Source organism: Mesorhizobium sp. M0802, assembly GCF_040320115.1.
Classification (GTDB): domain Bacteria; phylum Pseudomonadota; class Alphaproteobacteria; order Rhizobiales; family Rhizobiaceae; genus Mesorhizobium.
The window spans coordinates 1-19,075 of the sequence record NZ_JAMYOY010000031.1 but is presented as its reverse complement, the minus strand read 5'-3'; the positions used below and the strand labels follow the sequence as shown (position 1 = coordinate 19,075).

The following is a 19,075-nucleotide window of genomic DNA, read 5'->3' as shown; positions in this document are numbered from 1 at the left end:
GGCGGCGGCTTCAAACCGCGGCCATAAGCGGTCGAGACGAACCGTGCAACACGATATGGGAGTGAAACGATGAAGTCCGTCATGACCGCGTTTGCGGCCGCTGCTGCGTGCACATTTTTCGCCGGGGCAGCCTTCGCCGAACCCAAGACCAACCTTTTGCACCAGTGGGCGACCGGATCGGACGCCCAGGCGATCGCCAAGCTCGGCGAGATGTTCACGGCCAAGGGCGGCAAATGGGAACAGACCTCGATCGCCGGCCACACCGCCAATACGCTGGCCAAGCTGCGCGCCGACGTGATCGCCGGCAATGCCCCGCCTGCCGTGCAGCTCAAGGGCCCTGAGATCGCCGAATGGAACGAGACCGGCATGACCGCCGATCTCGACGAGTTGGCGGCCTCGGAAGGGTGGGAGAAAGTGGTGGCGCCGGAATTGCTTCCGGTGATGAAGCCGACCGGCAAATGGGTCGCCGCGCCCATGAACATCCACCGCATCAACTGGCTCTGGGCCTCGCCCAAGGTCATGCAGGCGGCCGGCGTGGCGGAAATGCCGAAGACCTGGGCCGAGTTCAATGCGGCCTGCGACAAGATCGTCGCCACAGGCAAGATCTGCATCTCGCATTCGACCGCCGACTGGACGGATTCGACGGTGTTCGAGGTCGTGCTCTATGGCCAGGACATCGATCTCTATCGCAAGGCCTTCGTCGAGGGCGATGTCGAGTCCATGCGCAGCCCGGGCATGGTCAAGGCCTTCACGCAGATGCGCCTGATGACGAGCAAATACATGGATCCGGGCATGGTCGGCCGCGACTGGGATTCGATGTCGGCGCTCGTCGGCAAGGGCGACGCGGCGTTCCACATCATGGGCGACTGGACGATCGGCCTTTTGACCGCCGCCGGCTTCAAGGAAGGCACCGACTATGTCTGCGCCCAGGCGCCGACCGATTGGGGCAAACCCGGCTTCATCCTCAACTCGGACTCGGTCGTGTTCTTCAAGCAGAAGGACCAGGATTACATCGACGGCCAGAAGCTGCTGGCCAGCCTGATCCTGTCGCCCGACTTCCAGACGGTCTTCAACCAGGCCAAGGGCTCGATCCCCGCACGCCTGGATATCGATCTGTCGAAGGGCTTCAATCCGTGCCAGCAGCTCTCGCAGAAGGATCTGCAGGCTTCGATCAAGGAGGGCACGCTGGTCCGCTCGATGGCGCACAACATGACCATCCCGCAGAAGATGCGCGGCGCGATCATGGACTCCATTACCGAGTTCGTGGCGACGCCGGACATGTCGCCCGAGGATGGCGCCAATGCGATGGCCGACGCGGCGGAAGCACAGAAATAGACGGGAATGGCCGGGCGCCATCCGCACCCGGCCGTCCGCCATCCCGGTCCCGCGCTCCGCCAGTCCTGTGCTCTGCCAATCTCCGTGCTCTGAATGTCAAATCACGACCCGATCCTGTCGGTACCGGCGCCCGCCCGCCCCTGGCGCGAGCGGCTGGGCTCCGCGATGCCCTTGCTGGTGCTCGGCCCCTCTCTCGTGGCGAGCTTCGTCTACGTCTTCGTGTTCACCGGCTGGACGCTCTATATCTCGCTGTCCAACTCCTCGCTGCTGCCGACCTACGGCTTCGTCGGCCTGGACAACTACGCGTCGCTGTGGGCGAACCGGCGCTGGAACATCGCCTACAACAACCTGTTTTTCTTCAGCGCTTTCTACATCGTCGGCTCGATGGCGGTGGGACTGCTGCTGGCGATCCTGATCGACCAGCGCGTGCGCGGCGAAGCGGCCTGGCGCACGATCTTCCTCTATCCGCTGGCCGTCTCCTTCATCGTCACCGGCACGGTCTGGAGCTGGCTCTACAATCCGACCGACGGCATCCAGGCCATGGTGCGCGGTTTCGGCTGGGCGAGCTTCAGTTTCGCACTCGCCAGCGACCGGCACTATGCGATCTACGCGGTGATCATCACCGGTGTCTGGCAGGCCTCGGGCTTTGCCATGGCGCTGTTCCTGGCCGGCCTGCGCTCGGTGGATCAGGACCTCGTCAAGGCCGCGCAGATCGACGGCGCATCGACGTTCCGCATCTATCGCAAGGTGCTTCTGCCAACCATTGCGCCGATCTTCCTGGCGGTCGCCGTCATCCAGATCCAGTTCGCCATCAAGACCTTCGACCTCGTGGCGGCCCTGACCAAAGGCGGCCCGGGGATCTCGACCACCTTCCCCGCCATCTACGTCTATGACCTGATGTTCCAACGCGGCCAGATCGGCGAAGGTGCGGCCGCCGCCATCATGATGCTTGCCGCTGTTGCCGTGGTGCTGGTGCCCTATTCATTCTGGGTGGTCTGGCGCCGGCGCAAGGAAGCCGGCCATGGCTGACGTCTCCCTGGACCAGTCGCTCGACCGTCGCGCTGCCGCAGTCGCGTCGCGCCGGCATTTTCTCACCCGCTTCGCCATCTATGGGCTGCTGGTCGTCTTCGCGGCGATCTACCTGGTCCCGTTGCTGGTGGTGGTGCTGAATTCATTCCGCGACCAGCAGGAGATCGCGCGCAACGGGTTGATCTCGCTGCCGCGCAGCTTCCGCCTCGATGCCTGGGGCCAGGCCTGGAGCACCTATTGCATCGGCGGCACCTGCGAGGGCATGCAGCGCAACTTCTACAACTCCCTGAAGATGACGATCCCGGCCACGATCATCTCGACGGCGGTCGGCGCGATGAACGGTTACATCCTGTCGAAATGGCGCTTCAGAGGTTCGGAAGCTTTGTTCACCTGCATGCTGCTCGGCGTCTTCATTCCGGGCCAGATTTCGTTGATGCCGTGGGCGTTCATCCTCGGCAATCTCGGCCTTAGCAATTCGGTCTACGGGCTCGTCCTCATCCACGTTATCCAGGGCATTTCGTTCACCACTTTGTTTTGCCGCAACTACTACGTCAGCATCCCCGACGACCTGATCAAGGCGGCGCGCATCGACGGCGCCGGCTTCTGGCGCATCTTCCGCAAGATCATTCTGCCGCTCTCCTCACCGATCCTGATCGTCACGGTGATCTGGCAGTTCACCGGCATCTGGAACGAATATCTGTTCGGCGTCGTCTTCACCTCCGGGCAGCAACAGCCGATCACGGCAGCGCTCGTCGCGCTGACGGCAAGCGGCACCAATGTGCGCGCCTACGATGTCATGAGCGCCGCCGTGCTGATCGGCGCGCTGCCGCCCCTGCTGATCTATCTCTTCGGCGGCAAGTATTTTGTGCGAGGCCTGACGCAAGGTGCCATCAAATGAGGCGCGATCAAGTGAAGGGCATTGCATGTCGACATTGATCATCCGATCGCTGCGCAAGAACTTCGGCGCGGTCGAGGTGCTGAAGGGCATCGATCTCGAAGCGCGGAACGGCGAGTTCATCGCGCTGGTCGGACCGTCCGGCTGCGGCAAGTCCACTCTGCTGGCGATGATCGCCGGGCTCGAATCCGTTACCTCCGGCGAGATCCGCATCGACGGGCGGCTGGTCAATTCGGTGGCGCCGAAGGACCGCGACATCGCCATGGTGTTCCAGTCCTATGCCCTGTACCCGACGATGACGGTGCGCGAGAACATCACCTTCGGCATGGAAAGCCGCCGCGTCCCGAAGCCGCAGCAGGACGAGGCCGTCAAGCGGGTTGCCGCCTTCCTGCAGATCGAACCGCTGCTAGGGCGCAAGCCCGGACAGCTTTCGGGCGGCCAGCGCCAGCGCGTCGCCATGGGCCGGGCGCTGGTGCGCGATCCCAAACTGTTCCTGTTCGACGAGCCGCTCTCCAATCTCGATGCCAAGCTGCGCGTCGACATGCGCACCGAAATCAAGAAGCTGCATCACCGCGTCGGCAAGACCACGGTTTACGTCACCCACGACCAGGTCGAGGCGATGACGCTGGCGTCGCGCATCGCCGTGATGCATCAGGGCGAGGTCCAGCAATTCGACGATCCCGCCACGATCTACAACCGTCCAGCCAACATGTTCGTCGCCGGCTTCATGGGGTCGCCGGCGATGAATTTTTTGGCCGCCGAACTGAGCCAGGAAGGCGGTCGCCGCACTGTTGTCCTGCAGACCGCCGACGGCAAGACGGCCAGCCTGCCGATCGTCCAGGCGCTCCCATCCGACACGCCGCGACAGCTCGTGCTCGGCATCCGTCCCGAGCACATCTACCGCTTCGATCCCGATCTTGCGCGCCGCAAGCCGGGCATCGCGCAGATCGATGCCGTGGTAGAACTGGTCGAGCCGACAGGCGCGGAGACCATGGCCGTCCTGCGCCTGGGCGGCAAGGAGATCACCGGCCGTTTCGACCCCGACGGCACGCCGCTTATGGGCGAGACGGTGACGCTCGGCATCGACATGGCGCGGGCGTGCCTGTTCGACCCGACGACCCAACGCCTGATCTGACCCGATCTGACCGAAGCCTGATCTGAAAAGGGTTCCGCCTTGTCCTTCGCCACCTATCCGAGCCTGTCCGAGCGTGTCGTGCTGATCACCGGCGGTGCGTCGGGCATCGGCGCCGACACGGTCCGCGCCTTCGCCGCCAATGGCGCGCGCGTCGCGTTTCTCGATCTGCAGCAGGAGGCCGGCGAGGCGCTCGCGCGCGAACTCGCCACGGCAGCGCACGCGCCCCTGTTCCTGCGCTGCGACGTGACCGACATCCCTGTCCTGCAGGCCGCGATCGGCACGGTGCGCGAGCGCCTCGGGCCTGTCGCAGTGCTGGTCAACAACGCCGCCGATGACAATCGCCTCTCCGTCGCCGACGTGACGCAGGAATATTGGGACCACGCCCAGGATGTGAACCTCAGGCACCACTTCTTTGCCGCCCAGGCCGTGCATCCACACATGCAGGAACTGGGCTTCGGTTCGATCGTCAATTTTTCCTCGATCGCCTGGCGTTTCGGCGCGTCAGAGATGGCGCCCTATGCGGCGGCCAAGGCTGCCGTTATCGGGCTGACCTTCGCGCTGGCGCGGGCGTTTGGCCCCGACAACATCCGCGTCAACGCCATCGAGCCGGGCGCCGTCATCACCGACCGGCAGCGGGAGCTTTGGTACAAGACCCAAGGTTCGGTCGACCAGGTCGTGCAGCGCCAGGTGATCCGCAAGGTTCTGCTCGGCGAGGAGATCGCGCGCACGGTGCTGTTCCTCGCCGCCGATGACAGCCGCATGATCACCAAGCAGTCGATCACCGTGGATGCCGGCCTGCGATGACCACACCTGACTCAAAGGATCGCTTCATGCTCGAGGTCGGCCTGAACCCCTACGGCCTGACCTATCATCTCGGCCTCCAGGGCCGCGGCACGCCACGCGCCAATCCTAGACCTGCGGGGCTCGAAGGTTTCATCGCGCTCGCGACCGATCTCGGCGCGCGCGTGCTGGAGATCTGGGTGCCATGGCTGAGCGAGCTTTCCGACGACGCGGTGATCGCGCTGCGCGAACGGCTCGCCGGCCTTGGCATCACGCCGGTCGTCAGCGGCGGCCTGCTGGTGGGCGAACCGCTCGACGATGCGTTTCGGGCCGCGCGCCTGCTCAAGGCCAAAATCATCCGGACGGCGCTGACGCCGGTTCTCTGCGGCGACCGCAACGCCGCCGGCGCAAAATGGAGCGAGTACGTCGGCATCATTCGAGAGCGATTGGTGGAATGGGGTCCCCGCGCGAATGCCGAAGGGTATGTCCTTGCGATCGAAAACCACCAGGACTTTACCAGCCGGGAACTCGTCGAATTCTGCGCGCTAGGTGGTGACAGTGTGGGCGTCACCTTCGACACCGGCAACACGTTCCCGGTCGGCGAAGCGCCGCTCGATTTTACGAAGGTGATCGCCCCCTATGTCCGCCATGTCCACCTCAAGGACTACCGCGTGCAGTTCACGACCGAAGGCTATCGGCTGATCCGTTGTGCCATCGGCGACGGTGCGGTGCCGTTTGCCGAGCTGTTCGCCATTCTTGGCCAGCACCACGATCGCATGACCGCCGTTCTCGAACCGGGCGCCTTGGAGGCCCGGCATGTCCGCTATCTCAGCGACGACTGGTGGCGAGGCTATCCCCCGAAGACGGCGCGCGAGTTTGCCGCCTGCCTGGCGGCAGCCCAGCGCAACCGGCTGCCCGACGATGCCGACACCCGCACGCCCTGGGAGCGCGAAGACGACGTCTCACTGATTTCCTATGAGCTCGACATGATCCGGCGCAGCGCGGCCAACATGCGCAAATTTGGTTTGATGGAGAAGATCTGATGACGGCACGTGAACTCGATGGACTGACCGCCTTCGTAACCGGCTCCGGCCGTGGCCTCGGCCGCGTGATGGCCGAGCGCCTGGCGGAACTCGGCGCCAATGTCGCGATCCACGACATGGACGAAACGGCGCCGGCCAAATACGGCGAGTTCGCCAATCTCGGCGAAGTGGTCGAGCGCCTGAAGCGGCACGGCACGAAGGTCACGTCGGTGACCGGCAACATTGGCGACCAGAAGGCGGTGGCCGAGATGAAGCGCAGGATCGAGGCCGATCTCGGCGACGTCCATGTGCTGGTCAATTGCGCCGGCGGCGACATCGGCGCCAAGGGCGGCAAGCCGAACCCGAACAACGCCCTCGACATCGAACTGGACGACATCCGCGTGCTCACCGAGAACAATCTGATCGGCACGATGCTGGTCTGCCAGGCCTTCTTGCCGCCGATGAAGCAGCGCGGCGGCGGCTCCGTCATCAACATCGCCTCCGCGGCGGCACATCTCGGCTGCTCGCCCGAGGTCGTTTACTCCACCTTGAAGGCCGCGGTCGTGCATTACACGCGCTGTCTCGCCAAGGAACTGATCGACGACGGCGTGCGCATCAACGCGGTCAGCCCAGGCGCCACGAAGACGGCACGCTTCCAGGCGACCCGCGTGGTCGATCCGGAGCGCATGGATTCCAGCCGCAAATCGCTGAACCGCTATGCGGAACCGGAAGAGATCGCGGAGGCGGTGGCCTTTCTAGCCGGCCCCCGCGCACGATTTATCAATGGGCAGGTGCTCCGCGTCGATGGCGGGTTTACGATCTTTCCGGGGTGATGGCGGGGTGCCTCGGATTTCAATTTCGGGGCCGAAAGCGGAAGGTCCGTTTTCGGGATTCCTGGGTTAAATTGCCCCCTCACGCCTCGAGCTTTTCGCAGCGTCAAAACGGCTGTGGAGGGATTGGCAGGCTATACCGCTGACGAAGCGCACATGTGACGCACCGAGGATAAGTAACCCCGCTTGGTCACGAGGGCGCTGCCGACCGGTTGGTCGAAACTGGCGCTGGTACTCGCTATTCACGAACTTGCCGATCACCCTGACGAGGTCCACTAAGCAATGGTGAACGTCATTTCTGAAGTCGCAAGCAACTCGGCCGCCCTACTCCATTGAGGTCAGCCATGCCTTCGCGGAGCCGACGCAATCTCTGCTGGAGCCTGCATGCTTCTTCAGGCGCAAGCGCTGTGTCTCAGTGCGGCATGAATCCTTTTCTCAGCCAAGCCAATATCTTGCTCCCATTGAGGACCCTGCGGACACGCCCGGCGGCCCAGCCAGCCTGCATGGTGGCGCCGGTGTGGCAACTGCAGACGATCTCATGCAACTGCCAATCGGAGAGTTCGAAGAAGCGTCTGGCTTCCCCGTAGGTATCCGATTGCATGCCCGACGCACGCAGCAGTGGATCGTCAAAGGCGACACTGATCGCCGATCCGACCGCGCGCGCTTCTCCGCGGACAGAGGGATGCAGATGCTCAGTCCCGGTGAGAGCCACAAGGGAGCGCGTCGGATTTCGATAGAGCAGTTCCGCCCACCGCTCTATCCGTTGCGTCCTTGTAGCCAGCAGAGCCGGCGATAGTGGACTGATGTCCGCGACTGACTGGAGTTGATCGAGTGTCTGGTGCTTCATGACTGCCTCCTGTTGGTCGTTCCAATCCCAAGGCCTTTGCTGCAGGATTGGCTCACACGCTAAGCCGCCTCGTAAAGGAGCGGCGGCCGATCAGGTGTTGCCACCAATCGCCCACAGGCACCACGCGGCGGCATCTGCAGCGACCCCAACTGCATTCCTTCGCCAATGTTCCAGCGGGATAAAAAAAACTGTGCGGCCGGCCGACCCGGCGGACCCGGCTGGCGCACGCAGGATCCTGAACTGCTGGACGATGATGACGCAGGCCTGGAAAGGCGGTTAGGTTGGACCTTGCTTTTCAGGCTTGACCATGATGTTTCACTACCCGCTCGGTCATCGGGGGAAGGCCAGGAGCAGAGCCGCTGGCAACGGTGAGTTGCGGACGAGGGCGGGCGGTGGAGGACGACGCCCTTGGGCCGCCAGGTCACTGAAGGACCAACCGAAGCGGCGCTTCGGGCGTAAAAGCGATGTCCTTGTAGATCTGCAATGTCTGCTTATGGAGGAACGGCGGCAAGGCCTCTTTGACCGGCATGGGGCGGCAGATTTTCGGCCGACAGCAGACCCTCTGCTGCTTGGGTACCCAGCACGCAAGCTGACATGTGAGACCTCGGTGCGAAGGCCGGGACCAGGCCCACTGCGAACGTACGTGTTGGTTCGCATGTTGGCGCTGAAGCGCCTTATCGTTCAGCCTCGCGGCACATAGATCATATGGACCGTATCGTCATCGATCAATGTGCTCGACACCAGTTGCAGCGCAGGCCTTGCCTCGTGGAAGAAAGGCTTGCCCTTGCCGAGCACGAACGGCCTCACGTGCAGGTGATATTCCTCGATCAGGCCCAGCCCGGTCATAAGACCGGCCAGTTCCGGACCGGAAACGCTCAGGATACCCTCCGTGCGGGCCGCGATCTCGCGAATCTGCGCTTCAATATCGCCGGAGATGAGGGTGGCGTTTGGGCCTACCCGTGAAAGTGTGCGCGAAACGACCCATTTGGGCAGCTTGCGCCAGAGTGTCGCGAACTGGCGAAGCGGAGCGTCCCATTCCGCGTGATCATCGTCCCAATAGCGCATGACCTCGTACATCCGGCGGCCATACACAGCGCCGGCATGGTTGCGAATCGTCTCGATCCAGTACTCGAAGTGCTTCTGGCTTGGTGCGCCCATGACCAGATTTCCGGCAAGGTCATCGACATAGCCATCGATGGAAACGTTCATTCCCAAGATAAGTTTGGCCATAAGCAGCGCCTTCACATAGTCGGTTCACGGATTAACCGCTTGTAATTTGCAAGCAGTGAGACGCTATAGCAACTGATTGCAAATCGCAAGCAGCATAGAAAGAAGCGTTCGTGCCGCAAACGCGCCCTGCCTTGTCCCATCAACCCTGGACTTGAACAGCTGGGTGATCCGTCCGGCTACCGCCCTCTACGCCTGCCTTCCCGAATCAAGCTGCACCCCAAGTCGCTCGTTCCGTCTCCACCGCACCACGGCGCGATAGCTGGTATGATCGACTGGCACGTGAAGCACGAAACGGTCGGGGATTGTGATATCGGCCTTGACCCGCAGCTCCGCACCGTGGGCGTGCTGGTTGCAAACCAGACAATTGATACTGGCGTCGCCAACGCGGATTGTCGCTTCCTTCAGAACAAGATCACGGATATGCGACCGTCGCTCTATCGGTGGGTCAGCCGGCATTGCCTTATCCCTCTGATTTGACGACCTGAAACTCTTCTGAACCCGGGATGGAAAGCGCACTACCGGCCCAGCGGTTGCCTCGAAAGACTGACGAGCTCGGCTTCGTCGACCACGCCGGCCATATAGTTCGCGATAATCCGGGATGCGATGGCGTCGCGTGCTTCGGGCGACTGACCGTCGCGCTTAAGCTGCTCGAATACACGGCCCAACAGCTCGAGTTCGGATGGCTGCAAAACGCCGGCCTCGGTGGCTTTGCGTCGAATGGGCATTTGTGATCCTCCACTACGGTCAACAACATACGACCGCGGCAGGGAAACTCAACTCACCTGTCGAGGGCGCCACGCAGGCGGCGGCGACCACAAATCCCGTTTCGAACGATCGGCGCCTCAGCCGGCGGCCTCAGCCGCCTTGCGCCGCGCGTCGCTCACCGTCAGCCAGGCTGCCGAGACCAGGAAGTAAAAGGCGCCGAACGCGGCATAGGGCGCGACATCGGTGATGCCGACCGTCGCAGCGCTGCCAGCCATCCTCACAAAAAAGATGCCGGCCAGCGCCGACTGGGCGCCACTCAGCACCATTGCCCACTGCGCGCCGGACTTCCAGCGCCGGACTGCGGTTGCCAACTGAAAAAGGCCCGACAGGACCGCCCAGACGCCGAACACCGCGAGCACCGCATTCATGCTTTTGCCCAGAGCAATGGCGACCGCCGCCGTGGTGATGATGCTGATGACCAAATTCAGCAGCTGCGTCTTGTTGCGGCTTAGCCCGCCGCTGCGCTGGGCGTCGACGAAATTGGCCAGCGCATCCCAGGCGGGATAGGCGACCAACATGATGGCTGCCAGGGACGGCATTGTCCTGGCGACGGTAAAGGCCAGCAGCACCCAGGCCGCCGCCACGGCAAAGCGTATGAAATAGTAGCTCTTGAGCCACGAGGATTGGTTGGCTTCATTCGTCTTGACAAGCATTTTCGGATTTCCCTTTTTGTGTTTACCTACTAGAAGGTAGGTACGATGGATGCGTCGAAGAGAATTCGGCGGAGGGGCTCGCCGCCCCTGTCGCGCAAATTCCCTGTTAGTGAACCTTCCGAGACAGACGCTGAACGGTCGGCGTCAGAATGGCGCCGAAGATGGCGGGGTTGCCATAGGCGCGCGCGGACAGCATGGCGCCATGAACGGTCGCCATGAAGGTCTCTGCCTCCAGCTCCGCCGAGCCTGCAAATCCGAGAACCCCCTGCTCGGCGCCGCGCTCCATGACCCTGGTCAACCAGGACGACAGAAACCTGAAGTAAGCCCGCACTTCGACGGCAATTTCAGCCGGGAGCGCCGGGAGTTCGCTGGCAAGCAGCGCGCAGACGCAAAACGGAACGCTCGCATCCTCGATGCATTTTGCCCAGTAGTCGGCATAGGTCTGAAGCAGTGCAAGCGGGTCTGGGAGTTTACTTTCCAGATCTGCCATGCCGGCCTCGGTACGCTCGCGATGGCGCGCCACAAGCGTGCGGACAAGATCGACCTTGCTGGGGAAATGATGGTGGATGCTCGCCTTGCGGATCCCCACCTCGCCGGCGATATCGGCATAGCTGAATCCGTTGTAGCCGCCGGCCACGATGAAGTTTCGCGCGGACGCCAGAATCTGATCGGAGGTCGCCACAAGGTTGCTCATGGCGTTTACCTACCTACTAGTAGGACTAGCCGTCAACGCCGAATTTCCGAGCGGGGAGCTTTTCACTCAAGCGATACTGATCTGGCGTCCAGAAATACAAGGCCCGCCGGCAAAGCTGGCGGGCGCAATAGGTCGTAAGATACCTCGCTAGAACCAGCCTCGGTCGCGTTCCTGGCTTTGCCCGAGCAGCATGCCGATCAACAGCCCGGCAATGCCACCAAGCACGAAAGCGCTGCTGATGGTGCCGGGATTTTGCTGGACGGCTTCGGACACCGTCTGCGCCTGCGATCTCAGCTGCTGCGTTGCCCGTGCCGCGCGCTCGGTCGCGCTGCCGTACCAGCCGCCGGCTTCGCCTACGGCATCTTCTGCGCGCTCGGCAAGCGTCCGGTTGATCTTGCTGATCTCGCGCTTCAGCGATGCGACCTGCTTCTCCAGGGCCTCCTGGGCCTCTCGGGCGGAAATCTTCGGGGTGTCCTTGGGGGTGTCCTTCGCGGTGTCCTTCGGGGTGTCGTTCTCGGCCATGGCTGTTCCTTTCGTTGAGGCAGGGGGAACGGCCAACGGACAAGGATGGTTCCGCTGCCTGCGCTCACAGTCATTCACCCGGCCGGCCGCCAACTTTGGGAACACTCTCCCGATCCAACGGTTGTGGCTGATGGAGGGCACGCATTTGTCGAATCGATCGAGCCATGCTGAAACGCTGCGGACGGTCTCCGATCTGCTACACCGCGCCCGCCGTGTCATTCGCGACGGCGGCCATGCGGCGGCGATGTTCGAAATAGACACGCTGCTGCAGGTCGCCCAGACAGAGGTTGCGCGCCGCCTCGAACGCAACGATCGCTGAACCTCGATAGTTCACCGCGGGCGGTGTTCACTTGCCGGCGGCGAAGGGCCTCGTTTCCCTTTTTGATCGACTTGCAAGGCGCCCATCGAGCGGGTCGCCGTCCTCAGCGTCGGCATGGCAAAGGCGCAAAAAGCCGAGGATGAGGGGCCATCATCGCGGCATCGACCCTCCCGGTTATAACGCTTGGGCGGCGGAACAAAGCTTGGCCGCACTGGTTAGGCTCACAGCACGATGTGTGCCCCAACGAGGATTTCTGTCCATGAAAACACGTGTTCTTCTAGCTTCGCTGGCCACCGCCACAGCCATGGTCTTCGCCCTGCCCGCCTTCGCCGCCGACAGTGCTCAGGACTTTGTCGACAAGGCTGCCATCGGCGGCCTGTTCGAAGTGGACTCCAGCAAGATCGCAGAAGGCAAGGCCCAGGATCAAGGCGTCAAGGATTTCGCCAAGAAGATGATCGACGATCACGGCGCCGCCAACGCCAAGCTTGCGACCATCGCCGGCGAACAGAAGCTGAAAGTGCCGACGGAGCTGGACGCCAAGCACAAGGCCGATCTGGAGGCTCTGCAGAATGCCAACGATGCCGTCGACAAGCCCTATGTCCAGATGCAGCGCGATGCGCATTCGGAGGCGGTCACGCTGTTCGAGAGCTACGCCAAGGACGGCGACAACGCGCAGCTGAAGACCTTCGCCTCCGAGACCTTGCCGACGCTCAAAATGCATCAGGAAATGGTCGAGAAGATCGCTTCCGCCGACAATGCATCGTCGACCACCAGCTCCACCACCCCGGCCGTGAGCACGACCGACACCACCAATCCGGCCGCCCCGGTCCCGGGTGCCAACAGCTTCACCGAGGATCAGGCGAAGAGCCGCATTCAGGATGCCGGCTTCTCCGGCGTGTCCAAGCTGACCAAAGACGACCAGGGCATCTGGCGCGGTCAGGCCACCAAGGATGGCAAGACCACGACCGTGGCGCTCGATTATCAGGGCAACGTCGTTGCCGGCGCCAACTGAACCTCTGAACCAGATCGAGGAGATCAAGACCATGAAAACCGTAACCGGACTTTTCGACAACTACGATGATGCCTCCGATGCCGTCGGCGAACTGGAGGCAATCGGCGTGCCGCAGGCCGACATCAGCATCGTCGCCAACAATTCGGACGACTGGTACGACGATGGCGACACCTCCAACGCCGCCGAGGATGCAGCCGGCGGCGCCGGTCTCGGAGCCGTCATTGGCGGCGCCGGCGGGCTTCTGACAGGGCTCGGCATCATGGCCATTCCGGGCGTCGGTCCGGTCGTGGCCGCAGGATGGCTGGCCGCCACCGCGGTCGGCGCCGTTGGCGGCGCGGTCGTCGGGGGCGCTGCCGGCGGCATCGTCGGGGCGCTGACCGAGTCAGGCGTCCCCGAAAGGGATGCGCATGTCTATGCGGAGGGCGTTCGCCGCGGTGGCACGATGGTGACCGCCAGGGTCAGTGACGAACTCGCCGACGAGGCCGAGCGTATTCTTGGCGAGTCCAACTCGGTCGATCTGCAAGACCGCCGACGCGCCTATGAAGCCGGTGGCTGGACCGGCTTCGATGCCAATGCCGACCCCTACACCGACATCGAGGCCGAGCGCGACAGAACGCGCAACGCCAGCCCACTCTGATCATCGAGCCCCGTCGCCGTACGGCGGCGGGGCCGAAGGTGCTGTCGGCGCACTGCAAGCGACGTTCAGATTCGGCCATAAGGGGCGGGTTCTATTCGGACCTGCCCCTTTTCGCTGTTGCCTTGGCTTGACCGGCTCTTGCCGTGTTAGCATCGAACCAACGAAACCAGCCCAGGAAAGCATGTGCCCGTCCCCGCAACTGATTGCCGAATGGCCGTTGTCGCCGTCAGCGACACTCGGGTCCGCCGTGCGCTCCAAGGGGATCGAACGTGAAGTCAGAGCCCGACTGCCATGGGCAGTCAGGAAGCACGTCAAGGCCGAGACGGGCCGCATCGCATTGCGAATGTCGAGATCCGAAGCGGAAGCGTTCAAGGCCGCCTCTGCCAATATCTCCAAAACACTGGAGGGAGTGGAAGCGCTGCCTGTGCTTCCACGCGAGGTCGAGGATATCCTTACGATCTCTTCGCGCGAGCGCCACAAATGGCTCAAGGACGGTCGGCTGCAAAGCACCGGCACACGCACCGTCAAGATGCGTGGGCGATCAAAGTCTGTCACCTTCCACGTTTTCGACCCGCGCCACATCGAGGACGTCCTGGACCGCGATCTGGCAACCGTCTGGAGAGAGCAGGATGTCCAGGCGGTCGCCGAGAACAGGCGGCGCGGTGCGGGCAAGGCCGCGCTGACGCGCGCGGGAAAGGGCACCGGCCAGGCGCGCACTGCGAGGAAGGCCCGGAACACGGACGGCCCGGCGCCCGGATTGAAGGGCTGGGATGCTTTCGAGGACGAAGGCCTGCTGCGATAATGATGCTGGTGCTTGCCCTTGTCTTTTGGGCGTGTGCGGGGGCGAGCCTCCGCCTCAGCGCATCAATCCCGCTGCCCTGAGCGCGTCCTCGATGACCTTGGTAATCCCGCCCGCCGGACCGCCTGGCGGATTGACAGGCTCCGGGGGCGGATCGACACGGACGGCTCGCGGTTTTTCCTTCGGCGAGAAAGGCTGCAATGCAGTGCCTGAAGCCGCCTCGGCTTTCGCCGCGCGTCGTACCTCTGGCTTCGTCAGCCCCCAGAAACGGGCGATGTGGCGCGTCGAGGAAATCCCGACATCCAGCATGAACGGCCCTGCTTTGCCGAGAGCATTGTCGCCGGTCGCCTGCAATGGCGTGCCATGGCCCATGCCGGCAATGCTGTATGCCTCGACCACGTCGCGGCCTTTGCCATCGGACCAGACTTTTCGGCTCTGACCGTCGACCTTTTCCGTGCGTGTCGGCGCTTGAGCGAGGCCGTGCACGCCCTGCCATTGCGCCAGCACCGCGTCGGCATTGGAAGGCACCACTGTCGTATCGGCCGAGCCCTGCCAGACCGAAATCCTCGGCCACGGCCCCTTGTGCAGCGAAGCAGCCCGCAAAAGACGCTGCAGGTCGCTTCTGGACGGGCCGCCATGGCCACGCATGCGGTCGAAGGCTTCGGGGATGGTCGAGGCGCTGCCATAGGCAAGCCCGGCAATGATCGCGCCACCGGCAAACACGTCCGGGTAGGTCGCCAACATCACCGCCGCCATGGCGCCGCCGGCGGAAAGGCCGGTGACGAATATCCGCTTGCGGTCGAGACCGTGAGTGACCACCGCCGCCTCGATCATCTGGCGGATGGACAGCGCCTCGCCGCTGTCGCGGCTTATATCGCCCGGCACGAACCAGTTGAAGCAAAGATTGGCGTTGTTGGCGCGCTGCTGCTCGGGGAAAAGCACGGCAAAACCCTGCTCGTCGGCGAGTTCGGTCCAGCCGGAACCATGGTCGTAGCCGGCGGCAGTCTGGGTACAGCCATGCAGCACCACGACCAGCGCCGCCTGCTTCGGTAGGTTTTCAGGACGATAAAACCGCGCGCGCAAGGCGCCCGGATTGGACCCGAACCCTGTCATCTCGGACAGGTGGTCGTCCTTGCTCTGTCCTGTACCGGCTGGCCGGCCGCGTATCGCGCTCAGCCGGGCGATCGTATCGGATATGTCTCGCAAATCGGTATCCTTGCGCGCCGGAATGGGCAGACTCGTGCACACAACGCACACGCAGCAATATCGTTGCTGCACTGCACAATAACAAGCGGCGCGACCGATTAAATGACCCGGTGGATCATGGGGATCCGCTGCGCAGCTTGTAACGACGGGCGCAATTGCGCCCGGCTGACCTCTGGTCGGTCAGCCGGTCGAGGCCGGCAGGCGCCGGGTTACCAGCGCTGATGCACGTAGGGCTTGATGTTCTCGTCGTAGACCGCCTTCACCTTGGCCATCAACTCGGAGGACAACGGCGCAAGCTCCGCCGCTTCCGCATTGGAAACCGCCTGCGCCGGATTGCGGGCGCCGGGGATGACGACCGTCACAGCGTCGAACATCAGGATCCAGCGCAGAGCGAATTTCGCCATCGTGGTGTCGCCTGACACCAGCGGCCGCACCTTCTCGACGGCCGCCAGGCCGACCTCATAGGGCACGCCCGAAAACGTCTCGCCGACATCGAAGGCTTCGCCATTCCTGTTGAACAGGCGATGATCGGTGCTCTCGAACTTGGTGTCCGCCTTGAACTTGCCTGACAGCAGGCCGCTGGCCAGCGGCACGCGGGCGATGATGGCGACGTCGTTCTTCTTCGCCTGGTCGAAGAACAGCTCCGCCGGGCGCTGGCGGAAGGCGTTGAAGATGATCTGCACGCTGACGACGCCGGGATATTGCATCGCCTTCAGCGCCTCTTCGACACGCTCGACGCTGACGCCGTAATTGCGGATCTTGCCCTGCTCGGTGAGCTTGTCGAGACGCTCGAACACTTCCGGGTGGTAATAGAGATCGGTCGGCGGGCAATGCAGCTGCACCAGGTCGAGCGTGTCGGTCTCGAGGTATTTCAGGCTGCGGTCGATCCAGCCGATGAGGTTCTCGACGCTGTAGCCCTCGACCGTCTGCTTCGGCAGCCGCCGTCCGGCCTTGGTGGCGATGAACGGGCGCGCGCCGCCGCGTTCCTTCATCACCCGCGCGATCAGCTTTTCCGAACGGCCGTCGCCATAGACGTCGGCGGTGTCGAGGAAGCTGACGCCGGCATCAAGCGCGGCATGCAGGGCTGCGACCGCATCGTCATCATTGACCTCGCCCCAGGCGGCGCCGATCGCCCACGCGCCGAAGCCAATCTCGCTGACTGATCTGCCGGTACGGCCAAATTTCCGTGAATGCATCTCGCTGTTCCTGACTTGCGGCTTCGCCGGCAATGCCGGCTCCATGATTGCGATTTTTCCGGGAGCCTCATACCGCATGGCAACGCGATTGACATCCCTCTTCCCTGGATTTACCAGATTACAGGGTTGTATGACAACGGGGTAAGACTGCAACAGTGGGAGCCGGGAGGAACATTTCGCTGATGCACGAACTCTATCTCGGCGGGGTCGCCGGATGAGCAGTCCGTCAACCGTGGTTGGCCCCCTAATCGTGAACAGCCTTGTTGCGCAGATCCTCGAAGCGGGCATAGCTTTTGGTCAGATGGCTGCGCATGGCGCGCCGCGCGGCATTGACGTCCCTGGCTTCGATGGCCCCGAGAATGGCGCGGTGCTCGCGCTGCATGCGGTCGAGATATTTTTCCCGCTCGGCCTCCGTCATCCGGTCGAGCCGCGTCCAATGGCGCGGGACCATGGCGCTGCCGAACGTGTCGAACAGCCGGGTGAAATTCGGGTTCTGCGTCGCGGCGAGAATGGCGCGGTGGAAGCCGAAATCCTCTTCCGAGCCGGAGCCGCCGGCACGCACCGCCGCCTCCAGCGCGTCGAGCCGAGCGCTCATCTGTTGAAGCGCCGCCTCGCTGCGCCGTTCGGCGGCGAGACCGGTCGCCTCCACCTCGATGCCCATGCGCAGTTCGAGCACGCGCAGCACCTCGTCGATCGATTCGAGATCGTCGGGCAGCACGGAAAACGTCTTCGGCGGCGGATCCTTGGCGACGAAGGCGCCGAGCCCCTGGCGCGTGGTAATCAGCCCGCGCGCACGCAGCGCCGCCAGCGCCTCGCGCACCACGGTGCGGCTGACGCCTGTGGCAGCAACAATCTCCTGCTCGGTCGGCAGCCGCTGCCCCGGCGCAAGGTCACCGGATTCGATCTGCGCAATCAGCGTGTTGACCAGACCCGTCCGCAGGTTGGGCGCCTGCGGTATGGCGTCGAAAGTCATGGGCTCCGCCATCGGTGGCACTCCGGTTCGATTCTTGTTCGAAGGCCGAATCTTATTCAAAGAATTGCATCGACGGGTGCCCGCCGCAAGGTGACGAAAGTTCGGCCCGCTGGCACGAGCCATGGGAGGATTGCATGAAAGAACGCATCGGCTTCATCGGCCTGGGCAGCATGGGCGCCGGCATGGCCGACAATCTGCTGCGCAAGGGCTGGCCGCTGACGGTGCATGTCCACCGCAGCCGCACGGCCGCCGACCGGCTGACCGCCGCCGGCGCCACCGAAGCGCCAAGCCCGCGCGCGCTCGCCACCGCGAGCGACATCGTCATCCTGTGCGTCACCGGCTCGCACGAGGTCGAAGCGCTGGTCAAAGGCCAGGATGGCCTTGCTGCGGCAGCTAAGCCGTTGCTGATCATCGACTGCTCGACCTCTAACCCGTCATCGACGACAGCGCTTGCCGCCGACCTCGCGGAGCAGGGCATGACGCTGATCGACGCGCCGCTGGCGCGCACGCCCAAGGAAGCCACCGAGGGCAAGCTCGACGTCATGGTCGGCGGTACGGCCGAGATCGTCGCCCGAGCGCGGCCGGTGCTCGAAGCCTTCGCCGCGCGTGTCGTCCACACCGGCCCGACCGGCAGCGGCCATACCATGAAGCTGCTCAACAATTTCGTCTCGATGGGCTATTCCGCGATCTACTCGGAAGCGCTGAGCCTCGGCGCCAAGGCCGGGCTGACGCCGCAGGTCTTCAACAGCGTCATCTCCGGCAGCCGCATGGATTGCGGCTTCTACCAGGCCTTCTTCGATTTCGTCCTCAACCGCAACGAAAACGCCCAACGCTTCGCCATCGCCAACGCGCTCAAGGACATGACCTATCTCGCCTCCTTCGCCCAGGCCGCCGGCATCGCCAACCCGATCGGCGCCGCGGTGCGGAATGGGTTCGCCACGGCCGTCACCACCGGCCATGGCGAGAAGTTCGTGCCGGCGCTGTCGGATATCGTGGCGGGGCTGAATGGGGTTTCACTGGTGGAGGCGTGAACATCGCATAGGGTGCTCCCCCACTCCGTCTCGGCTTCGCCGAGCCACCTCTCCCCCACAAAGTAGGGGAGAGGAAACCCTGTCCGAACCGGATAGATAGGTAACAGAATGGACCGATAGCATGGGTGACAGTTTTCTTGTCCGCCGGAGGACCGGCGATGGTTT

22 protein-coding genes are annotated in these 19,075 nt (G+C 63.5%); 12 read left to right on the top strand and 10 right to left on the bottom strand.

The annotated features are described in order from the left end of the window. Nucleotides 1–81: 81 nt before the first annotated feature. From NKI10_RS28990 to NKI10_RS28960, 7 genes are all read left to right on the top strand, one after another. Nucleotides 82–1,335 (top strand): ABC transporter substrate-binding protein, encoded by a 1,254-nt coding sequence (locus NKI10_RS28990; RefSeq protein WP_352862491.1) that lies wholly within the window; start codon nucleotides 82–84, stop codon nucleotides 1,333–1,335. Nucleotides 1,336–1,428: 93 nt separating this feature from the next. Next, nucleotides 1,429–2,364 (top strand): carbohydrate ABC transporter permease, encoded by a 936-nt coding sequence (locus NKI10_RS28985; RefSeq protein ID WP_352862490.1) that lies wholly within the window; start codon nucleotides 1,429–1,431, stop codon nucleotides 2,362–2,364. Next, entirely contained in the window at nucleotides 2,357–3,262 is a 906-nt protein-coding gene (locus tag NKI10_RS28980; RefSeq protein ID WP_023671100.1) for a carbohydrate ABC transporter permease, read from the top strand. The genes NKI10_RS28985 and NKI10_RS28980 overlap by 8 nt, the downstream gene beginning before the upstream one ends. Nucleotides 3,263–3,287: 25 nt before the next feature. Further along, the gene (locus NKI10_RS28975) at nucleotides 3,288–4,394 is read left to right on the top strand and encodes an ABC transporter ATP-binding protein (RefSeq protein WP_023686485.1); all 1,107 of its coding nucleotides are present in this window, start codon (nucleotides 3,288–3,290) and stop codon (nucleotides 4,392–4,394) included. Between the two features lie 39 nt (nucleotides 4,395–4,433). Then, nucleotides 4,434–5,198 carry an SDR family NAD(P)-dependent oxidoreductase gene (locus NKI10_RS28970; RefSeq protein ID WP_352862489.1) on the top strand — a complete coding sequence of 255 codons (765 nt, stop codon included), beginning with the start codon at nucleotides 4,434–4,436 and terminating at the stop codon, nucleotides 5,196–5,198. A gap of 26 nt (nucleotides 5,199–5,224) precedes the next feature. After that, complete coding sequence (locus tag NKI10_RS28965; protein WP_352862488.1) at nucleotides 5,225–6,217, top strand: sugar phosphate isomerase/epimerase family protein; 993 nt, start codon at nucleotides 5,225–5,227, stop codon at nucleotides 6,215–6,217. Further along, complete coding sequence (locus NKI10_RS28960) at nucleotides 6,217–7,029, top strand: SDR family NAD(P)-dependent oxidoreductase (protein WP_352862487.1); 813 nt, start codon at nucleotides 6,217–6,219, stop codon at nucleotides 7,027–7,029. The genes NKI10_RS28965 and NKI10_RS28960 overlap by 1 nt, the downstream gene beginning before the upstream one ends. Nucleotides 7,030–7,438: 409 nt before the next feature. Here the strand turns inward: NKI10_RS28960 and NKI10_RS28955 are convergent, their stop codons facing one another. The 7 genes from NKI10_RS28955 to NKI10_RS28925 all read right to left on the bottom strand — a co-directional run bounded on the left by NKI10_RS28955 (nucleotide 7,439) and on the right by NKI10_RS28925 (nucleotide 11,737). After that, nucleotides 7,439–7,873 (bottom strand): hypothetical protein, encoded by a 435-nt coding sequence (locus tag NKI10_RS28955; protein WP_023671095.1) that lies wholly within the window; start codon nucleotides 7,871–7,873, stop codon nucleotides 7,439–7,441. Between the two features lie 681 nt (nucleotides 7,874–8,554). Then, nucleotides 8,555–9,103, bottom strand: coding sequence for a dihydrofolate reductase family protein (locus NKI10_RS28950; protein WP_352862486.1), 549 nt, complete (start codon nucleotides 9,101–9,103; stop codon nucleotides 8,555–8,557). Between the two features lie 186 nt (nucleotides 9,104–9,289). Beyond that, nucleotides 9,290–9,559 carry a PilZ domain-containing protein gene (locus NKI10_RS28945; RefSeq protein ID WP_352862485.1) on the bottom strand — a complete coding sequence of 90 codons (270 nt, stop codon included), beginning with the start codon at nucleotides 9,557–9,559 and terminating at the stop codon, nucleotides 9,290–9,292. Nucleotides 9,560–9,618: 59 nt separating this feature from the next. Next, entirely contained in the window at nucleotides 9,619–9,828 is a 210-nt protein-coding gene (locus tag NKI10_RS28940) for a hypothetical protein (RefSeq protein WP_023671091.1), read from the bottom strand. Between the two features lie 117 nt (nucleotides 9,829–9,945). Further along, nucleotides 9,946–10,521: a DUF308 domain-containing protein gene (locus tag NKI10_RS28935; RefSeq protein ID WP_352862484.1), complete on the bottom strand. Its 576-nt coding sequence runs from the start codon at nucleotides 10,519–10,521 to the stop codon at nucleotides 9,946–9,948. 106 nt (nucleotides 10,522–10,627) lie between these two features. Next, the gene (locus tag NKI10_RS28930; protein ID WP_023704145.1) at nucleotides 10,628–11,215 is read right to left on the bottom strand and encodes a TetR/AcrR family transcriptional regulator; all 588 of its coding nucleotides are present in this window, start codon (nucleotides 11,213–11,215) and stop codon (nucleotides 10,628–10,630) included. A 147-nt stretch (nucleotides 11,216–11,362) separates the two neighbouring features. Next, nucleotides 11,363–11,737: a hypothetical protein gene (locus tag NKI10_RS28925; protein WP_352862483.1), complete on the bottom strand. Its 375-nt coding sequence runs from the start codon at nucleotides 11,735–11,737 to the stop codon at nucleotides 11,363–11,365. 145 nt (nucleotides 11,738–11,882) lie between these two features. Here NKI10_RS28925 and NKI10_RS28920 point away from each other — a divergent pair, with 145 nt between their 5' ends. The 4 genes from NKI10_RS28920 (at nucleotide 11,883) to NKI10_RS28905 (ending at nucleotide 14,507) form a co-directional block, all read left to right on the top strand. After that, the gene (locus tag NKI10_RS28920) at nucleotides 11,883–12,056 is read left to right on the top strand and encodes a hypothetical protein (RefSeq protein WP_155923304.1); all 174 of its coding nucleotides are present in this window, start codon (nucleotides 11,883–11,885) and stop codon (nucleotides 12,054–12,056) included. A 259-nt stretch (nucleotides 12,057–12,315) separates the two neighbouring features. Further along, nucleotides 12,316–13,068: a DUF4142 domain-containing protein gene (locus NKI10_RS28915; RefSeq protein ID WP_023671088.1), complete on the top strand. Its 753-nt coding sequence runs from the start codon at nucleotides 12,316–12,318 to the stop codon at nucleotides 13,066–13,068. 31 nt (nucleotides 13,069–13,099) lie between these two features. Beyond that, nucleotides 13,100–13,705: a general stress protein gene (locus NKI10_RS28910; protein WP_023704148.1), complete on the top strand. Its 606-nt coding sequence runs from the start codon at nucleotides 13,100–13,102 to the stop codon at nucleotides 13,703–13,705. 181 nt (nucleotides 13,706–13,886) lie between these two features. Beyond that, a complete protein-coding gene (locus NKI10_RS28905) occupies nucleotides 13,887–14,507 on the top strand; it encodes a hypothetical protein (RefSeq protein ID WP_352862482.1) in 621 nt (206 codons plus the stop codon). Between the two features lie 54 nt (nucleotides 14,508–14,561). Here NKI10_RS28905 and NKI10_RS28900 read toward each other — a convergent pair whose 3' ends face one another. From NKI10_RS28900 to NKI10_RS28890, 3 genes are all read right to left on the bottom strand, one after another. After that, nucleotides 14,562–15,710 (bottom strand): extracellular catalytic domain type 1 short-chain-length polyhydroxyalkanoate depolymerase, encoded by a 1,149-nt coding sequence (locus NKI10_RS28900; protein WP_352862481.1) that lies wholly within the window; start codon nucleotides 15,708–15,710, stop codon nucleotides 14,562–14,564. Nucleotides 15,711–15,919: 209 nt separating this feature from the next. After that, complete coding sequence (locus NKI10_RS28895) at nucleotides 15,920–16,906, bottom strand: aldo/keto reductase (RefSeq protein WP_023735076.1); 987 nt, start codon at nucleotides 16,904–16,906, stop codon at nucleotides 15,920–15,922. Nucleotides 16,907–17,150: 244 nt separating this feature from the next. Then, complete coding sequence (locus tag NKI10_RS28890) at nucleotides 17,151–17,891, bottom strand: FadR/GntR family transcriptional regulator (protein ID WP_023710865.1); 741 nt, start codon at nucleotides 17,889–17,891, stop codon at nucleotides 17,151–17,153. A 2-nt stretch (nucleotides 17,892–17,893) separates the two neighbouring features. Between NKI10_RS28890 and NKI10_RS28885 the strand changes: the two genes are divergently transcribed. Beyond that, nucleotides 17,894–18,910, top strand: coding sequence for an NAD(P)-dependent oxidoreductase (locus NKI10_RS28885; RefSeq protein WP_352862480.1), 1,017 nt, complete (start codon nucleotides 17,894–17,896; stop codon nucleotides 18,908–18,910). Nucleotides 18,911–19,075: the final 165 nt, after the last annotated feature.

Excerpts from the sequence above, each read along its gene's own strand:
- NKI10_RS28975 (WP_023686485.1), top strand. The coding sequence starts at position 3,288 with ATGTCGACATTGATCATCCGATCGCTGCGCAAGAACTTCGGCGCGGTC.
- NKI10_RS28960 (WP_352862487.1), top strand. The coding sequence starts at position 6,217 with ATGACGGCACGTGAACTCGATGGACTGACCGCCTTCGTAACCGGCTCC.
- NKI10_RS28930 (WP_023704145.1), bottom strand. The coding sequence starts at position 11,215 with ATGAGCAACCTTGTGGCGACCTCCGATCAGATTCTGGCGTCCGCGCGA.
- NKI10_RS28940 (WP_023671091.1), bottom strand. The coding sequence starts at position 9,828 with ATGCCCATTCGACGCAAAGCCACCGAGGCCGGCGTTTTGCAGCCATCC.
- NKI10_RS28925 (WP_352862483.1), bottom strand. The coding sequence starts at position 11,737 with ATGGCCGAGAACGACACCCCGAAGGACACCGCGAAGGACACCCCCAAG.
- NKI10_RS28890 (WP_023710865.1), bottom strand. The coding sequence starts at position 17,891 with ATGGCGGAGCCCATGACTTTCGACGCCATACCGCAGGCGCCCAACCTG.
- NKI10_RS28915 (WP_023671088.1), top strand. The coding sequence starts at position 12,316 with ATGAAAACACGTGTTCTTCTAGCTTCGCTGGCCACCGCCACAGCCATG.
- NKI10_RS28990 (WP_352862491.1), top strand. The coding sequence starts at position 82 with ATGACCGCGTTTGCGGCCGCTGCTGCGTGCACATTTTTCGCCGGGGCA.
- NKI10_RS28980 (WP_023671100.1), top strand. The coding sequence starts at position 2,357 with ATGGCTGACGTCTCCCTGGACCAGTCGCTCGACCGTCGCGCTGCCGCA.
- NKI10_RS28950 (WP_352862486.1), bottom strand. The coding sequence starts at position 9,103 with ATGGCCAAACTTATCTTGGGAATGAACGTTTCCATCGATGGCTATGTC.
- NKI10_RS28935 (WP_352862484.1), bottom strand. The coding sequence starts at position 10,521 with ATGCTTGTCAAGACGAATGAAGCCAACCAATCCTCGTGGCTCAAGAGC.
- NKI10_RS28895 (WP_023735076.1), bottom strand. The coding sequence starts at position 16,906 with ATGCATTCACGGAAATTTGGCCGTACCGGCAGATCAGTCAGCGAGATT.
- NKI10_RS28965 (WP_352862488.1), top strand. The coding sequence starts at position 5,225 with ATGCTCGAGGTCGGCCTGAACCCCTACGGCCTGACCTATCATCTCGGC.
- NKI10_RS28945 (WP_352862485.1), bottom strand. The coding sequence starts at position 9,559 with ATGCCGGCTGACCCACCGATAGAGCGACGGTCGCATATCCGTGATCTT.
- NKI10_RS28955 (WP_023671095.1), bottom strand. The coding sequence starts at position 7,873 with ATGAAGCACCAGACACTCGATCAACTCCAGTCAGTCGCGGACATCAGT.
- NKI10_RS28985 (WP_352862490.1), top strand. The coding sequence starts at position 1,429 with ATGTCAAATCACGACCCGATCCTGTCGGTACCGGCGCCCGCCCGCCCC.
- NKI10_RS28910 (WP_023704148.1), top strand. The coding sequence starts at position 13,100 with ATGAAAACCGTAACCGGACTTTTCGACAACTACGATGATGCCTCCGAT.
- NKI10_RS28905 (WP_352862482.1), top strand. The coding sequence starts at position 13,887 with ATGTGCCCGTCCCCGCAACTGATTGCCGAATGGCCGTTGTCGCCGTCA.